At 37.8% G+C, this 17,641-nt stretch carries 16 protein-coding genes; 11 read left to right on the top strand and 5 right to left on the bottom strand.

The features are described 5' to 3' along the window. Positions 1-744 precede the first annotated feature (744 nt). Complete coding sequence (gene pnp, locus V1L66_RS17325; RefSeq protein ID WP_036080410.1) at positions 745-2,859, top strand: polyribonucleotide nucleotidyltransferase; 2,115 nt, start codon at positions 745-747, stop codon at positions 2,857-2,859. 89 nt (positions 2,860-2,948) lie between these two features. Further along, a complete protein-coding gene (locus V1L66_RS17320) occupies positions 2,949-4,172 on the top strand; it encodes a pitrilysin family protein (protein WP_016992816.1) in 1,224 nt (407 codons plus the stop codon). Positions 4,173-4,569: 397 nt separating this feature from the next. On the opposite strand, the gene V1L66_RS17315 is transcribed toward V1L66_RS17320, so the two are convergent. From V1L66_RS17315 to V1L66_RS17295, 5 genes are read right to left on the bottom strand one after another with little or no spacing between them, the layout of a single operon-like run. Further along, complete coding sequence (locus tag V1L66_RS17315; protein WP_409072230.1) at positions 4,570-4,992, bottom strand: hypothetical protein; 423 nt, start codon at positions 4,990-4,992, stop codon at positions 4,570-4,572. Positions 4,993-5,000: 8 nt separating this feature from the next. Then, complete coding sequence (locus V1L66_RS17310; RefSeq protein WP_258859542.1) at positions 5,001-5,183, bottom strand: hypothetical protein; 183 nt, start codon at positions 5,181-5,183, stop codon at positions 5,001-5,003. 10 nt (positions 5,184-5,193) lie between these two features. Continuing rightward, positions 5,194-5,820 (bottom strand): ABC-2 transporter permease, encoded by a 627-nt coding sequence (locus V1L66_RS17305; RefSeq protein WP_333006459.1) that lies wholly within the window; start codon positions 5,818-5,820, stop codon positions 5,194-5,196. 2 nt (positions 5,821-5,822) lie between these two features. Beyond that, the gene (locus tag V1L66_RS17300) at positions 5,823-6,665 is read right to left on the bottom strand and encodes an ABC transporter ATP-binding protein (RefSeq protein WP_333006460.1); all 843 of its coding nucleotides are present in this window, start codon (positions 6,663-6,665) and stop codon (positions 5,823-5,825) included. A gap of 1 nt (position 6,666) precedes the next feature. Beyond that, positions 6,667-7,044, bottom strand: a complete 378-nt coding sequence (locus V1L66_RS17295; protein WP_016992820.1) for a GntR family transcriptional regulator — start codon at positions 7,042-7,044, stop codon at positions 6,667-6,669. A 142-nt stretch (positions 7,045-7,186) separates the two neighbouring features. Between V1L66_RS17295 and V1L66_RS17290 the strand changes: the two genes are divergently transcribed. The 9 genes from V1L66_RS17290 to V1L66_RS17250 all read left to right on the top strand — a co-directional run bounded on the left by V1L66_RS17290 (position 7,187) and on the right by V1L66_RS17250 (position 17,314). Then, positions 7,187-7,450: a hypothetical protein gene (locus V1L66_RS17290; protein ID WP_004224966.1), complete on the top strand. Its 264-nt coding sequence runs from the start codon at positions 7,187-7,189 to the stop codon at positions 7,448-7,450. Positions 7,451-7,459: 9 nt separating this feature from the next. Further along, positions 7,460-8,239 carry an NAD(P)-dependent oxidoreductase gene (locus V1L66_RS17285; RefSeq protein WP_004224963.1) on the top strand — a complete coding sequence of 260 codons (780 nt, stop codon included), beginning with the start codon at positions 7,460-7,462 and terminating at the stop codon, positions 8,237-8,239. Further along, a complete protein-coding gene (locus tag V1L66_RS17280) occupies positions 8,233-8,823 on the top strand; it encodes a dipicolinate synthase subunit B (protein WP_312123988.1) in 591 nt (196 codons plus the stop codon). Before V1L66_RS17285 ends, V1L66_RS17280 begins: the two co-directional genes overlap by 7 nt. Positions 8,824-8,905: 82 nt before the next feature. Next, a complete protein-coding gene (locus V1L66_RS17275; RefSeq protein WP_048391546.1) occupies positions 8,906-9,943 on the top strand; it encodes an aspartate-semialdehyde dehydrogenase in 1,038 nt (345 codons plus the stop codon). A gap of 13 nt (positions 9,944-9,956) precedes the next feature. Further along, complete coding sequence (gene dapA / locus V1L66_RS17270; RefSeq protein ID WP_048391545.1) at positions 9,957-10,856, top strand: 4-hydroxy-tetrahydrodipicolinate synthase; 900 nt, start codon at positions 9,957-9,959, stop codon at positions 10,854-10,856. Positions 10,857-11,133: 277 nt separating this feature from the next. Then, positions 11,134-12,801, top strand: a complete 1,668-nt coding sequence (locus V1L66_RS17265; RefSeq protein ID WP_312123987.1) for a ribonuclease J — start codon at positions 11,134-11,136, stop codon at positions 12,799-12,801. A gap of 154 nt (positions 12,802-12,955) precedes the next feature. Beyond that, positions 12,956-15,247 (top strand): DNA translocase FtsK, encoded by a 2,292-nt coding sequence (locus V1L66_RS17260; RefSeq protein WP_036080382.1) that lies wholly within the window; start codon positions 12,956-12,958, stop codon positions 15,245-15,247. 199 nt (positions 15,248-15,446) lie between these two features. Continuing rightward, positions 15,447-16,175: a GntR family transcriptional regulator gene (locus V1L66_RS17255; RefSeq protein WP_036080379.1), complete on the top strand. Its 729-nt coding sequence runs from the start codon at positions 15,447-15,449 to the stop codon at positions 16,173-16,175. Positions 16,176-16,228: 53 nt separating this feature from the next. After that, positions 16,229-17,314: a BMP family protein gene (locus V1L66_RS17250; RefSeq protein WP_036080376.1), complete on the top strand. Its 1,086-nt coding sequence runs from the start codon at positions 16,229-16,231 to the stop codon at positions 17,312-17,314. Positions 17,315-17,641 lie beyond the last annotated feature (327 nt).

Genomic DNA, 17,641 nt, shown 5'->3' with positions numbered 1-17,641 from the left:
TATGGGTGGGGTATTCATATTGTTGAAAAAAGAACACGTCACTAGCAGAAGAGATCTTTTTGCAAGGAGAGGTGGTGATTTCTGTTCCACCTGCGTCCTTTCCAGGGGGCGTCCAATGAACCGCTAAATCCCCTAGGAAAGAAGCTGGCTAACCATTCTGCAAAAGTGTCTTTTCCTCTTTCATACTAGTAGTGAACAAAATAGCCCATTATCTGTAGTAGTAGAGAGGATGGGCTCCTATTTTCACGGTGGAGAATTGATGCGTGACAACAGCTTCCATAAAATGAGTAGTGAAAACCTTCACTTTATTTAAAAACCTTTGCTAAAAAGTTAACATTTGTGTTTCAACACTTTGTATAACCCGACTATTATTTACCAAGCTACTAACTTTTCTAGCTGATTCGACTTTCTTTTACCTTATAAGATGTTGTATGATAAGCTCCATGTTATAATAAGTCTATTGTTTAAACTTGTACGTGAAAAACTAATGTTAGCGAAGCAGTTATTTCCATTTACATACATTACTTTTCGTCAAGAAGGAATCAATATAAAAAAATCCATATACCAAAAATGCTTTTTCGATAAAATAAAGAAATAAATCTTAAATAAATTGGCAATAACTGAATTTAAATGTATGATTATTTCATGAAATATTATTTAGCATAGAACAAGCATTTTTGGTACACTTACTATTAGTACATACAGACGAAGTAAGTGTTTTTATAATAGAGAGGGGTTCATTGAATGAACGAAAAGAAAGTCTATTCCTATGAATGGGCTGGCCGTCCACTTGTAATTGAAGTAGGACAGTTAGCAAAACAAGCAAACGGAGCCGCATTAGTACGCTATGGCGATACTTCTGTACTTGCTACAGCAACAATGTCAAAATCACCTAAACCACTTGATTTCTTCCCATTAACAGTAAACTATGAAGAGCGTCTATATGCTGCGGGTAAAATTCCTGGCGGCTTTATTAAGCGTGAAGGACGTCCATCTGAAAAGGCGATTTTAGCAAGCCGTTTAATCGACCGTCCGATTCGTCCGATGTTCCCGGATGGTTTCCGTAATGAAGTACAAGTTATTTCTATGGTTATGTCAAATGATCCTGACTGTACATCTGAAATGGCAGCAATGGTTGGTTCATCACTAGCATTAGCGATCTCTGATATTCCATTTGATGGGCCAATAGCAGGTGTACAAGTTGGTTATATTGATGGAGAATTCATTGTCAACCCGACAGTAGAGCAATCGAATCGCTCAACAATTCATTTATCTGTAGCAGGGAACAAAGATGCTATTAACATGGTTGAAGCGGGTGCGCTTGAAGTACCAGAGGAAATTATGTTAGAAGCGATTATGTTCGGTCATGAAGAAATCAAAAAAATCATTGCTTTCCAAGAGCAGATTGTGGCAGAGGTTGGTAAAGAAAAGTTACCAGTGACACTATTTGAAATTGACGAAGCGATTCAAGCCGATATAAAAGCAGCTTGTGAGACTGATATGCATGATGCAATTCAAACGGCTGAGAAACATGCACGTGATGAGGCAATCCAAGCTGTTAAAGATCGAGTTATCGCTTCCTATGAAGAGCAAGAAGCAGATGACGAAACAATGAAACAAGTGTATACAATTCTTGATAAGATGGTAAAAGAAGAAGTACGCCGTCAAATCACGGAAGATAAGATTCGTCCAGATGGTCGTAAGCTCGACGAAATCCGACCACTTTCTTCTGAAACAGGCTTATTACAACGTACGCATGGTTCAGGTCTATTTACACGTGGACAAACACAGGCACTTTCTATTTGTACTTTAGGTGCGCTTGGTGATGTACAAATTATTGACGGTTTAGGTGTGGAAGAGTCAAAACGCTTTATGCACCATTATAACTTCCCGCAATTTTCTGTAGGGGAAACAGGACCAATCCGTGGGCCAGGTCGTCGTGAAATTGGTCATGGTGCGTTAGGTGAGCGTGCACTTGAAGCAGTAATTCCTGATGAATCGGTCTTCCCTTATACAATTCGTTGTGTATCAGAAGTACTTGAATCAAACGGATCAACTTCTCAAGCTTCTATTTGTGCATCTACTTTAGCCATGATGGATGCAGGTGTTCCATTAAAAGCACCAGTGGCAGGTATTGCTATGGGTCTTATTAAAAAGGGCGAGCACTATTCTATTTTAACGGACATTCAAGGAATGGAAGACCATTTAGGCGATATGGACTTTAAAGTTGCAGGTACAGCTAAAGGTGTAACAGCGCTACAAATGGACATTAAAATTGATGGCTTATCTCGCAATATTTTAGAAGAAGCACTAACACAAGCAAAAGTTGGACGTATGCATATTCTAGAATCAATGCTTGCTACACTGGCAGAGCCACGTAAGCAATTATCTGAGTTTGCACCAAAAATTGTTATTGTAAAAATAAATCCTGATAAAATTCGCGATGTAATTGGACCAGGTGGTAAACAAATTAACAAAATTATTGAAGAAACGGGCGTTAAGATTGATACAGAGCAAGATGGTACAATCTATATTTCTTCTGCTGATGAAGCAATGAATGCACGTGCAAAACAAATTATTGAAGATATCGTACGTGAAGCAAAAGTAGGAGAATACTACTTAGCAACAGTGAAGCGTATTGAAAAATTCGGAGCCTTTTGTGAAATCTTCCCAGGGAAAGATGGCTTGCTTCACATTTCTGAAATTCAAGAGGAACGTACGAAGCAAGTGGAGGACGTCTTAAAACTTGGCGATCAATTACTTGTGAAAGTGATTGAAATCGACAAGCAAGGTCGTGTGAATTTATCTCGCAAAGTAGTAATTCAAGAGGAAAAAGAGCGCGCTGAACAAGAAAAATAATATCGATCAAAAGGCTGCGTAAATTGCGCAGCCTTTTTCGATAGTAGCAAGAAGAATAGTAGAGGATTTTTATAATTGGGGGAGATAGTTTGGTTCAAGTACATACATGTCAGAATGGTGTTCGTATTGTATCAGAGCAAATTGATCATGTGAGATCGGTTGCATTAGGAATCTTTGTGAATGCGGGCTCTCGCTACGAGCTACCTGAAGAGAATGGTATCACACATTTTATTGAGCATATGTTGTTTAAAGGAACAGCAACTCGCTCAGCTCGTCAAATCGCTGAAGAATTTGATCGAATCGGAGGAGAGCTAAATGCCTTCACATCGAAAGAAAATACATGTTACTATGCTAAAGTTTTAGATCATCATGCGGAGCTTGCGGTCACAATACTAGCAGATATGTTTTTCAATTCTACATTTGCGGAAGAAGAATTAGAAAAAGAGCGACAAGTAGTATTAGAAGAAATATTAATGAGCGAAGATGCTCCTGATGATGATGTTCATGAGAAGCTGTGGGGCGTCATGTATCCGAATGATGCACTCGGTCGTCCAATACTAGGCACAGCTGCTACGTTAAAGACATTTACAGCAGATGCTATACGACATTATATGGATAAACATTATGGGCCAGAGTCCGTTGTTATTTCGATTGCAGGTAATATTTCATCTCAGCTTATGCAAACGATTGAAGATTTATTTGGACACTATCAACCTTCACCATATGCTATGGCGCCTGTCCTGACAAATCCTTCATTTTATCCAGGGGAAATTACTAAAATACGCGATACAGAGCAGGCACATGTCGCGATTTCATATCCAGCAATCGGTGTAAAAGACCCAGATATGTATAGCTTTATTGCGCTTAACAATATTATTGGAGGTAACATGAGCTCTCGCTTGTTTCAGGAAGTACGAGAAGAGCGTGGGCTTGCCTATTCAATTTTTTCCTATCAATCGTGTTATGCCGATGTAGGTGCTTTTACGATTTATGGTAGTACTAGTCGACAGCAATTAGCGCAGCTTCAGCACACGATCGATGCCACTTTATTAGATATTGTAGCGGGTGGTGTGACAGAGGAGGAGCTTGATAATGCGAAAGAGCAGCTTAAAGGTAGCTTTGTCCTTGGGTTAGAAGGGACAGGTGCGCGTATGAATCGTAATGGAACAAGTGAACTTGTCCATCGTAAGCATCGAACAGTAGACGAGGTTCTTAAATCGATAGATGCTGTATCGATGGAGTCAGTAGATCGACTGATTGCTAAAATTTTAAAAGCAGAACCAGCTATCTCAATCATTGGTCCTAGCGAATAAAAATATTTTAATAAGGATAGCATTTTTTCCAGGCTATAACGAATTTCTTATTATATTGATACCTATAAAAGGAGAACTTTGATTATTTTCAAAGTTCTCCTTTTCTATTCGTTTATCATCATTAGCAAAATAGCCTATTATTTTCAATTTGGATAAGTGACAGCAGCCCTCCATAATGAGTAGTGCATACATTTGCTAAAAAGGTAACACTTTGGGCTGGCGTGGAAGGTACTTCACGAGACAGACCAATCTCTAAACGAAGAGGCAGCTCTGCGCATACCCAAGGAAAGCAAGTAGCCTGCAACGGAAATCCATTTCCTTTTTAATTAACTGTTTTGTTATTCAATACGATTAAAAATAAGCAGCCAAATAAAGTAGCCTATTTTTTGATGACTGTTTAGTAAATCTCCTTTGCCATATATAAATAAAGACATTTGTAAAACACAATAAAACTGATGAGGATACTAACCAGTGTTGGTATGAACAAGATAATTAAATTTGCTGCTACTAGTGATAAATAGTAATGAATAACAAAATTTAGCAGAATGATAAGCACAACAGCTGTAAGCATTCTAACTGTTCGCATTCCCTCTGTTTCCTCAAGATGCTGAATATAAAATTGACTACAGATGAGGAAAGAGGCGCTACTTATATAAGCAAAGTACATAGCTAAATGCTCTATAAAATTTTCAGAGGCTTCAGGTTGTGAGAAATACGTTGGCGCTAGGACAATAAAGAGTAACGAAATAAGACCATAGCAAAATAGAAAATCGGATTGCAATTGTGTCTTCTTTGAAAGTGGTAGAGTATTGACATACACGTTCCACTTTACTTGACGATCGCCTCTATATAAATATCTACGAGGTTGGCAGAAATAACGACAACAAATAATCCAATGGAAGGACTATCTACAAAAGGTATGTGAACAAAATTAAAAAGTAAACATATAATCATTGCAAAAAGAATAGTCCATTTTTGTACGACAATTCTTTGTAACAATAGTGCCCGCATGAGATTCCTCCTAAAACTCTTTTCTTTTATAAATAGCTGTAGAAACTAGAGAGGAGAGGCATAGCAGTAAAAGTCCGCCAAAAGGTGTTAAATAGACATATTGCTTTAAATATAAAAGGATTTGGGGCATATCAGGAATATATTCTTTAAACATCCCTGTTAAGAAGCCAGGGATAAAACATAGCGCAATTAGGACGATCCTTCCTTTAATAGAGCCAAATTTAATATAGATAGGTAGTAACACGGCTAACGAACAGAGCGCCAATGTTACAATCAAATTAAACGTTAGGAAAAATTCTGAAGTGATTTCGTTATTGGTAAAGAAATTGATAAAAAATATGATAGGTAAAGCCATAACAAGGCCGATAATCATTAACATCACACTAAGTATATATTTACTAAAAACAATATCCGCTTTAGAAATTGGTAAAGTATTCGCATATTTATCCCACTTACTTTGTTCATCGTAGCTAAGCGCAGTTATCGCTTGTATCGTAACAATAAAGACAATAATAGCTAGGAGCATTGAGCTTTGCTGCATAAATATCGCCATCACAAGAAGAAATACAAGAACAAATGCTTGTGCTTTCATTTGACGTTGAATGGTCATTAAATCTTTTAAGATAAGTCCTACCATATTCAAACACTACCTTTCACAAAAAATAGCATGATATCTTCTATAGAAGGTCTTTCAAGTCTGAAAGCCTCATTAACTTCCTTTTTCAGCACTAATGCTTCTATTCCAAACGTACCAGGACGGGTTCTCAGAATAGCATGCTTCGGTAAGTCGTTTACTTCCTCACTATTTCCTTTGAAAATACCATATTCATATAAAAGAGCATCTTTACTCTCGCTAAATAAAATTTCACCATTATGAATTAACGTAATATAGTCAGCAATTTTTTCTAAGTCGCTTGTAATATGAGAAGAAAATAAAATGCTGTGCGTTTCATCCTGCATAAATGCTAAAAATAAATCCAAAATTTCATCCCGAATAATAGGGTCTAATCCACTTGTGGGCTCATCTAAAATCAATAGTTTTGGATGATGTGCCAATGCTAAGGCGATCGATAGCTTCATCCTCATCCCTCGTGATAGTTCCTTAATCTTCTTCCTCTTTGGCACCTTAAATTGAGCTAACCTTTCAAAATAATAGCCTGAATCCCATGTTTGAAATACTTTGCTCATGATTTTGTCGAGTTGCGTCGCATTTAGCGTTTCTGGTACATGTAAATCGTCAAATACAACGCCGATGTCGTTTTTTATCGATAGTTCGTGTTCGACATGATCTTTGCCAAATAGCAAAATTTCGCCATATTCTTTTTTTATTAAATTCAGCATGCATTTTATCGTTGTTGATTTGCCAGCCCCGTTTTCTCCAACAAAACCCATTACCGTGCCTTGAGGGACGGAAAAACTTATATCTTTAAGAAAAAAGCCTTCAAAGCCCTTATGTAGATCATGAATTTCAATGGCATTCATATTACTTATCCTCCTCTAACATTAAAGATAGTAGTTCTTGTAATTCTTCACCAGAAAGTCCAGCGGTTTTCGCTATTTTTGCTGCTCTTTGCAAATGCCCCTCTACCTGCCGTAATAGCTCCTCACGTAGAAAGTCTTGATTTCGTTCTGTGACAAAGCTCCCTTTACCAGCGACTGTTTCAATGAAACCGTCTCGCTCTAAATCAGCATAAGCCCGTTTAGTGGTCATCACACTTATTTTTAAATCCTTTGCTAGAGCGCGGATAGACGGTAGTGCGTCACCTGCCTGTAATTTATTAGCCAAAATAGCCTCTTTGAGCTGTATGGTGATTTGCTCATAAATAGGTTTTTCACTCGCATTACTTAAATGGATATGCACAAATCATCACCTCTTATTACTGTATATACACACTATATACAGTTGGTGATGAAAATGCAACATATTCGTACTTTTGGTAGGGGTCACGATTTGCAAAAACTCGGCATATATTGAGGTAACGGCTCAAGGAGGGAGATGAGGCATGCTACTATCTGAGATGGTGGATAAGGAGTTAATTCAAATTGAGGGTGGCGTACATTTTGGCATCCTGGCACATACAGAATGCCTATTAGATGTGCAAACAGGGAAAATACATGGCTTTGAAATTGTGAAAGATAAACTACCATTCCAAAAAAAGAAAATGAAAGTTAGTGAAATGATACCTTGGCACGAAATTATTTTAATTGGTGAAGATCGTATTTTATTTAATAAGACATCTACAGTACAGTCAGAATATTTACAGTGAGGTGAGCTTTTGGAAAACGAAAAATGGCTTGTTATCGGTGAGGACTCCCGGTTAAAGGAACTAGCTACAATGCTAAGAAGTCCATCGAGAACAGTGTTTTATAAAAGAACGACCGTATGGAACGAAGAGTTAAATAAACTTGTTTTAGAATTCCAGCCCAATAAAATTGTACTACCTATTCTTCCATTAAAAATAGAAGTTGAGCAGCTCTATGGTATATCACAAGTGAAATTTTATACAGGTCGATTAACAATGCATTGGAAGCAGTTACTAGAGAAAAATGAATCTATTTGCTATTTACAGCAAGAATCATTTATTTGGCAAAATGCTCGATTAACAGCAGAGGGATTTATCGCCACGTTTTACGGACTCGAGCAAAAATGTATTTACGGACAAAATTTCACAATCGCAGGTTTTGGGCGCATCGCAAAAATGCTCGCCTCTTTACTAGTTAAGATGGGTGCAAATGTTCATATTGTTGCACGTTCAGTTGTACAAGTGAGTGAAGCAAAAGCTTATGGTTATAAAGCCACGAATTTAGATGATCGCCAATGGTCTATTACAGATGGCATTTTTATTAATACAATTCCTGCTAAATGGATTACAGAGTCTTTTATAGAGCATGTTCCAACTGTTTTATATGACTTGGCTTCAGAGCCAGGATGTTTAGATATAGATTCTGATCAATTACAAACGTATGTACTATTGCCATCATTGCCTGGGAAATACTTTGCACATGATGCTGCTACAATATTGTGCAAGGCAATAGAGGAGGAAGAAAATTGTTAACGGGGAAACGAATTGGCTTAGGTATTACTGCTTCTCATTGTACCTATGAAGATGTAGTACCTAAAATCCAAAATTTTATTGATGTCGGAGCAACAGTTATTCCAATCATTACCCATTCCGTTTTACATGCAGCTACACGCTTTGGTACAGGTGAAGAGTGGATTGCCAAAATAGAAGCTTTGACAGGAGAAAAAGTTATTTCTTCTATAAAAGAGGCGGAGCCATTTGGCCCATCCAATCCATTAGATGCAATGGTCATAGCCCCCATGACAGGCAATAGCATAAGTAAATTTGCTAATGCGGCAACAGATAGCCCTGTATTAATGGCAGCAAAGGCAACTTTGCGTAATGGTTCGCCTGTAGTTTTAGGTATTTCCACAAACGATGCACTAGGCTTAAATGGCATAAATATTATGAAGCTGTTAAATGCCAAAAATATATATTTTATTCCCTTTGGTCAGGATGCCCCTCACTCCAAACCAAATTCTTTAATTGCTGATTTTGATCAAATGGTGGATACTGTTCATGCAGCAATTACGCAGAAAAAGCAATTACAACCGCTGTTGATACAATATTTCAAATAAATAAGAGATTACACACAATTTTCAGTATTTTTGTGATACAATAGCACACATTATGGAACATGTATTCAAGGAGAGATGACAGATGACAAAGCAGTTAACAGTTGCGGTTGTTGGGGCAACAGGTGCAGTAGGATCGAAAATGATGGAGCAGTTGATTAAACGTAAATTTCCGATTGGACATATTAAATTTCTAGCTTCTGCTCGTTCAGCAGGAAAATCAATCGAATTTAATGGGGAAACATATACAATTGAAGAAGCGACACCTGAGGCTTTCGAAGGCGTCAATGTCGCTTTATTCTCAGCTGGTGGTTCAGTATCAGCTGTGCTTGCACCAGAAGCAGCTAAGCGTGGTGCAGTAGTTATTGATAATACGAGCCATTTTCGTATGGATCCAGAGGTACCGCTTGTCGTGCCTGAAGTGAATCGAGGCGACTTAGCGAAGCATAAGGGAATTATTGCGAATCCAAACTGCTCGACAATTCAAATGGTAGCTGCGCTTGAACCAATTCGTCATGCATTTGGTTTAACAAAAGTAATTGTTTCAACTTATCAGGCAGTATCAGGTGCAGGGATTTCTGCGATCCAAGAATTAAAGGCACAAAGCGAAAACTGGGATGCAGGTAAAGATGTAGAAGCAAATATTTTACCGTCTGGTAGTGATAAACGTCATTACCCAATTGCTCGTAATGTCATTCCACAAATCGATAAATTCACAGATAATGGATTTACATACGAAGAAATGAAAATGATTAATGAGACGAAAAAAATCATGCATGCACCAGAGCTAAAAGTAGCTGCTACTTGTGTTCGTGTGCCAGTCGTTTCAGGTCACTCTGAATCTGTTTATATTGAGGTAGAGAAAGACGCGTCAATCCAAGAGATTTTCGAAGTATTACGCAATGCACCAGGTGTGGTATTACAAGATGATATTGCAACACAAACTTACCCAATGCCTATTTATGCAGAAGGGGAAGACGCTACTTTTGTAGGACGTATCCGTCAAGATTTAGACAACAGCAAAGGGTTCCATCTATGGATCGTTTCTGACAATTTATTAAAAGGCGCCGCATTAAACTCTATCCAAATTGCAGAAGCAATGCTTGAGGATAACTTACTATAAGAGGGGTGTAAGGATGAATTTAGGTCGAATTGGAACGGCAATGATTACGCCGTTCAAAAATGATGGCACGATTAATTATCCAGAACTAGAACGTATTATTAATCATTTAATAGACAATGGTACTGATTGTATTGTTGCTTGTGGTACGACTTCTGAAAACCCAACTATGTCTACAGAAGAAAAAATTGAAGTTGTACGCTTTACAGTAGAGAAAGTAGCAGGTCGCGTACCAGTTATTGCAGGTACTGGGGATAATGAAACAGCTTACTCTATCGCAATGACACATAAGGCAGAAGAAAATGGAGCAGACGGCATTATGCTTGTAGCTCCCTACTATAATAAGCCAAATCAACGTGGGATTTATGCTCACTTTGAAACCATTGCTAAACAAACGAGTCTCCCTGTTATGCTTTATAATGTTCCAGGGCGTACTGGGGTCAATGTTGCCTATGAAACTTCTGTTGCATTAAGCAAGATTCCTAATATTGCTTGGATTAAGGAAGCGAGCGGTAACTTAGATCAGATGGGTGATGTTATTGAGAATGTTGATCCAGCTGATGATTTCTTGGTGTATAGTGGGGACGATGGTTTAACACTTCCACTAATGGCCATTGGCGGAGCAGGTGTTATTTCTGTAGCTGCCCATGTGGTAGGCAATGATATGCAATTAATGATTAAAGCGTTTGAAGAAGGAAATCATAAGCTAGCAGCCCAAATTCACAGAGCCTTATTACCTTTAGTACGTGCGCTGTTCGCTCAGCCCAACCCTTCACCGATTAAATATGCGATGACAAAATTAGGATTTGATACACTCAATGTTCGTTTGCCGATGATGGAAATGACAGATGAAGAGAAAGCTAATTTTGACCGAATTTGGGATACGTATCAAGAAAAAGCGAAAAGTTTTAGATAAATAGGAGCGAGGCTGATAGCATTTCAGCCTCGTTTTTTATATTTTATAAATAAAAAGTATGTACAAAATTTGTAACTCCTCGTCCTTACAAATACTTATTTAGCTCTATTTATACAGGATAGCCAATATTTGTTTTCCATCTGCTAGTAATAAGCAAATAGCAGGAAAATCTATTTCCAACGTGAAACATGTATTTTTAATTTGTGCAAAAGCTTTGCAAACCGTATAATAAATGTTAAGTGGTTGCTGTTCGGGATATTTTTTAGGAGGAAATAAATTGACAAAAAAGAAAAATGAATTAATCCGCATCATCCCTCTTGGTGGTGTAGGCGAAATTGGGAAAGCCATGTACGTAGTAGAAATTGATGAAGAGCTATTTGTGGTGGATAGCGGCTTAATGTTCCCAGAAGATGAAATGCTAGGTATAGATATCGTGATTCCTGACATTACGTACTTAGAAGAAAATAAAGAACGTGTGAAGGGTATTTTCTTAACACATGGTCATGAAGACGCGATTGGGTCTATTGCCTATGTATTACAAAAAATAAAGGCACCTGTGTACGGATCAAAATTAACCATTGCATTAGCAAAGGAACATTTAAAAGAATTACCTGCACCACATCAGGTGAAGTTTTTTGAAGTAACAAACCGTAGTCGTATGAATTTTAACTCAACGTATGTAACATTCTTCCACACAACACATAGTATTCCCGATTCGTTAGGGGTAGTGTTCCATACATCTGAAGGCGCGATTGTTCATACAGGAGAGTTTAAATTCGATCAATCAGCGACAGGTAAATTTAAACCTGATTTAGCAAAAATGGCACAGCTAGGAGAAGACGGCGTCTTTATTCTATTATCGGAGTCTTGCGAAGCTGAGCGACCAGGATATACGACATCAGAGATTGTCATTGAAGAACAATTATCAAAAACATTCCACTCAGCACCAGGTCGTATTTTAGTAGCTGTTTACGCATCAAACTTTATTCGAATTCAACAAGTATTTGCTCAAGCCCAGAAATCATTCCGTAAGGTTGTGATTGTGGGTAAACCATTGGAAAAAGCGGTTGATCTAGGCGTACAGCTTGGCTATTTAACAGTTCAAGAAGATACAATAATTCCGATATCGGAAATGCAAAAATATCAAGATGATGAAATTATCATTATTACAACAGGCAATAGAGGAGAACCCCTCGATGCTTTAGAAAAAATTGTCCGTAAACACCATCGTGACATTAAAATTAAACAAGGTGACACGGTACTAATCACCTTTACACCTTCTCCTGGCATGGAAGTTCAAATGGCAAATACAATGAACTCTATGTCAAAAGCAGGCGCTGAAATTTTGACTTCTAGCAAAAATGTTCATGTTTCAGGACATGGTAGTCAAGAAGATTTAAAGCTGATGCTAAACTTAATGCAACCAAAGTATTTTATTCCTGTACAAGGAGAATACCGTATGCTAATTGCACACTCTAAATTAGCACAACAGCTTGGTATGCAAAAATCCCAAATTTTTATCGCTGATAAAGGGGATATCGTAGAATATAAAAATAATAAAATGCGCATGAGTGGTCGTGTACAAGCTGGTAATGTCTTAATTGACGGTATTGGTGTAGGCGATGTAGGTAATATTGTACTTCGTGACCGTAAATTATTATCGCAGGATGGTATTTTCATTGTGGTGGTAACATTAAATCGAGCACAAAAGAAAATTGCCTCTGGCCCAGAAATTTTATCACGAGGCTTTGTCTATGTACGAGAATCAGAGGAATTAATGATTGAGGCTTCTGACATTGCGAAGAATGTGATTGAAAAGTACGTTGGGAAAGAAACCTTTGAATGGACGAATATTAAACAAGAAATTCGAGATACGCTAAATACGTATTTATTCCAAAAAACAAAACGTCGCCCAATGATTATTCCTATTATTATGGAATATTAATTGAACAAACTCATCGTATATGCTTTGAGGAAAAAATAAATGAAAAAGGATTTTCTCCCAATTGCGGTGGAAAATCCTTTTTTTGAAATAATCAAGTTCTACATGTGATGATTCGCTACATATATAGAATGGATTGCAGAAGAAGGTGAAATAGATGGCAGTTAGTAAGAGAAAAAAAGTTGCTAAAAGTAAGGCGACAACAGAAAAAAAAGAAATGCATCCGCTTATGTACGAAATTTTAGGGTTGCTCTTAATTGCGCTAGCAGTCATTATGATTTTTGAATACGGCATGATCGGGCGGATTCTACAAACAATCGCCATGTTCCTTTTAGGTAATTTACATTTTGCTGTTCCATTTATGCTTATATTTGTTGCATTGTTAATGATGATTGGTCGTAAAAAAGTTGGGATAAAGGATCGATTAATACTGGGCATGTTTCTCATTGTTATGAGCTTAACGATTTTTAGTCATGGCATATTATTTGAACAACTATCCAAATCAGGTGGTCTACTATCTGATTCTGTGCTACGTGAATCATGGCGAATTTTGATTAATACAGAAGGTATCATCCATCGCAGTAATGCTTTGGGGGGGGGGATGATTGGTGCCCTACTATTTAGTGGGCTTCATGTGTTATTTGAAGCCTCTGGGGCAAAAGTTGTTGCTTGGGTTATTTTCTTTATTGGATTAATTCTTGTCACTGGAAAAGCATTAGTGCCTTATTTAGCAGAAAAAACACCAGATATATTTGGCAAATGGAAAAAAAAGCACCGTGATAAGAAAAAAAATACACCGAAAAAGCCAAATAATCGTCGTTCAAGAGTAGAGAGTGGAGATGAAGTAGCAGCCGTTAATCAATCTATAGATATGCCTGAACAGGAAGAAGAAATACCACATGAGCCGATTATTTCTGCTTTTACACAGAATGTTTCACAGGAAAGAGAAGTGTTTGATACAACTCACTTGTTGGAAAATGAACTAGAAGAAACAACAGATGATGTCCAGATTCAGGGCACAGATGCAGTAGAAAATGCAGACTATCAGCTTCCATCATATAATTTATTACAATTACCACCACAACATGATCAAAGTGGTGAATATTCAGTGATTCAAGCGAATGCCAAAAAGCTTGAGCAAACGTTACAAAGCTTTGGAGTAAAGGCAAAGGTGACACAAGTGCATTTAGGTCCTGCTGTCACAAAATATGAAATTTTACCTGATATCGGTGTGAAAGTAAGCAAAATTGTCAATTTGCAAGATGATCTTGCATTAGCATTAGCAGCTAAAGATATTCGTATGGAAGCGCCAATTCCAGGGAAATCTGCGATTGGTATTGAAGTACCAAACAGTGAGGTAGCCATTGTAACACTTCGTGAGGTATTGGAATCGAAGGATGGTGCTAAGCCTGAAGCATTATTACAGGTAGCATTTGGCCGTGATATTACAGGACAAGCTGTACTAGCAGAACTCAATAAAATGCCACATTTACTTGTAGCTGGTTCTACAGGCAGTGGGAAAAGTGTTTGTATAAATGGCATTGTGGTATCCATACTAATGCGTACAAAACCGCATGAAGTGAAGCTCATGATGATTGACCCAAAAATGGTTGAATTAAACGTTTATAATGGGATTCCTCATTTATTAGCGCCTGTCGTAACAGATGCACGTAAAGCTTCGCAAGCACTGAAAAAAGTGGTATCTGAAATGGAACGTCGCTACGATTTGTTTTCTCATACAGGTACAAGAAATATAGAGGGTTATAATGCACATGTACAAAAGGTTAATGAACAAACAGAAGAGAAACATCCAAAGCTACCATATATTGTGGTTATTGTAGATGAGTTAGCGGATTTGATGATGGTCGCTTCAAGTGATGTAGAGGATTCAATTACACGTTTAGCACAAATGGCAAGGGCTGCTGGCATTCATTTGATAATTGCCACACAACGACCAAGTGTAGATGTTCTAACAGGTGTCATTAAAGCAAATATTCCATCCAGAATTGCTTTTGCAGTTTCTTCCGCAATTGATTCGAGAACAATTTTAGACATGGGTGGAGCCGAACGTTTACTAGGAAGAGGCGATATGTTATTTTTACCTGCTGGAGCTTCTAAGCCAAAAAGGGTGCAAGGTGCCTTTTTATCAGATCAAGAAGTGGAAGCAGTCGTTCATTTTGTTATAGAACAGCAAAAAGCGCAGTATCAGGAGGAGATGATTCCTACTGAAGAAGAAACCATTTTAGAGGAAACAGATGATTTATATGATGAAGCGGTCCAATTAGTTGTCAATATGCAAACTGCATCTGTCTCTATGCTTCAACGTCGCTTCCGAATTGGTTATTCAAGAGCTGCACGTATTGTTGATCAGATGGAACAACGCGGTATTGTTGGGCCTCCAGAGGGTAGTAAACCTCGTCAAGTACTTGTTCACCAATACGATAACTAAACAAAAAATGAAGCTGAAAATGGTGAGAGTAATTGTATTTATGTCCAAAAATTTGCAGATAAAATAAAGAAAGAATGAATTCTATAACAGATTTTACTCAAAACTGTTTATTTCATTCTGCAAAAATGTTATATTTATGAACGATTAGTAGGAATGTTGTACATCAGATGTCTGATCTCTGATTTTGGTGGTGATATATGTGACTATTAAAGCAGATCATCGTCATCTCTATCTTCAAGTTATCGATCGTTTAAAATCTGACATCGAGGCTGGCATTTTTAAAGAAAATGAAAAGCTGCCTTCAGAATTTGAATTATCGAAATCACTAGGAGTCAGTCGAGCAACACTTAGAGAAGCACTTCGACTGTTGGAAGAGGAAAATGTGATTGTGCGCCGACATGGGGTTGGGACTTTTGTCAACCCGAAGCCGTTGTTTACATCAGGCATCGAGCATCTATCTAGTATTTCTTCTATGATCGAGGCAGCAGGTATGGAGCCAGGTTCGCGGTTTTTAAAAGCGACTGAGCACGTGCCTTCTGAGGAAGATTTAAAACGCTTCCAAAGTGATGGCGACGATAAAATACTCACGATTGAACGTGTCAGAACAGCGGATGGTGAGCCAGTAGTATACTGCATAGACAGGCTACCTGCAAGCTTCCTGCCTACTGACTTTGTCGAAAAAAAAGAAGTTTCACTGTTCTCTGCACTTGAGCAATCTGGCAAAATTCATGTAGCTTATGCTGTAACCTATATTGATCCAGTTGGGTATCATGAACAAGCCTCACCGATTTTAAATTGTGGACGTGAGACAGCTCTTTTAGTGTTAAAGCAATTGCATTATGATGATCATGATCAAGTAGTGCTCTATTCAAAAAATTATTTCCGAGCTGATAAATTCAGCTTCCATGTAGTTCGTAAACGGGTGTAGAACATTTCTAAATTTTTTCCTGCTAATTACAATACCTTTGGGGGGTTAATTAAATGAAAAAACGTAAATTTGGTTTAGTATTAACATCAGTATTAGCGGCAAGTGCTATTTTAGGTGCTTGTGGTACGAAAGACGACGAAAAGCCAGCGAAAGAAAATGACAAAGCTTCAGGCGGCGAAAGCACAGAAGAAGCTTTCTCAGTAGCAATGGTTACTGACGTAGGTGGCGTGGATGACAAATCATTCAACCAATCTGCATGGGAAGGTGTACAAGCTTACGGTAAAGAACACGGTTTATCAAAAGGTGATGGTGGTTTTGACTACCTACAATCAGCTTCAGATGCTGACTATGAAACAAACTTAAACAACTTAGTTCGTCGTGACTTTAACCTAGTATTTGGTATCGGGTTCATGATGGCTGATGCAATTGATGCAGTTGCTTCTGAAAATCCAGATAATCACTTTGCATTAATCGATGCTGAAGTAGAAGCAGACAACGTAGTAAACGTACTGTTCAAAGAGCAAGAAGGTGCTTTCTTAGCAGGTGTTGCTGCAGCGAAAACATCTAAAACAGGTAAAATCGGCTTCGTAGGCGGCGTTGATATTCCAGTTATTAACCGTTTCCACGCTGGTTTCGTTGAAGGTGCTAAAGCAGTAAATCCAGATATCGAAATTCAAGTAAAATATACTGGTGCGTTTGATAAAGCGGATCTTGGTAAAATTACAGCGAACAGCATGTATTCTTCAGGTGTAGATGTAATCTTCCACGCTGCTGGTGCAACTGGTAACGGTGTATTCTCTGAAGCAAAAGAGCGTAAAGCGAAAGATCCAAATGCTGATGTATGGGTTATCGGTGTAGATGCTGACCAATACGAAGAAGGTAAAGTAGACGATAAAACAAACGTTACATTAACTTCTATGTTAAAAGGTGTTAATACAGCAGTAGTAGATATTTCAAATAGAGCGAAAAATGGTGATTTCCCAGGTGGAGAAACACTTGTTTACGGTTTAGCTGAAGATGGCGTTAAACTTGCGGACTCTCGCGGTGCAATTCCAGAAGATGTACAAAAAGTAATCGACGAATATAAAGAGAAAATTGCTAAGGGTGAAATCAAAGTTCCAGAAAAAGTGGAAAAATAATTCATCTTTTGATCATCATAAGGGACTTTTAGAAGGACCTTATGATGATTTTTCAATCTATCGTTATATTTAGATTATTCGCAATACTCTATTTAGCTAGATTTATAGGAACCTTATAGAGGTAGTAATTATGATTTGAATAATGATGGTAACAAGTTAATAGAAGAAAGGTTTCTAACGATGACCTTTCCTGTATTAATTTAGCAAAACATCTACCTCTATACGTGGGATATTAAATCGGTCAATAAAATATAGCCTCTGGTAGAAAATTCATTACTGGACGTATGGCTTATCTGTACCATCCATCATGTAGCAGCAGATACTATA

Source organism: Lysinibacillus sp. IITD104, assembly GCF_036698265.2.
GTDB lineage: Bacteria > Bacillota > Bacilli > Bacillales_A > Planococcaceae > Lysinibacillus > Lysinibacillus boronitolerans.
This window is presented reverse-complemented; position numbering and strand designations above follow the sequence as displayed.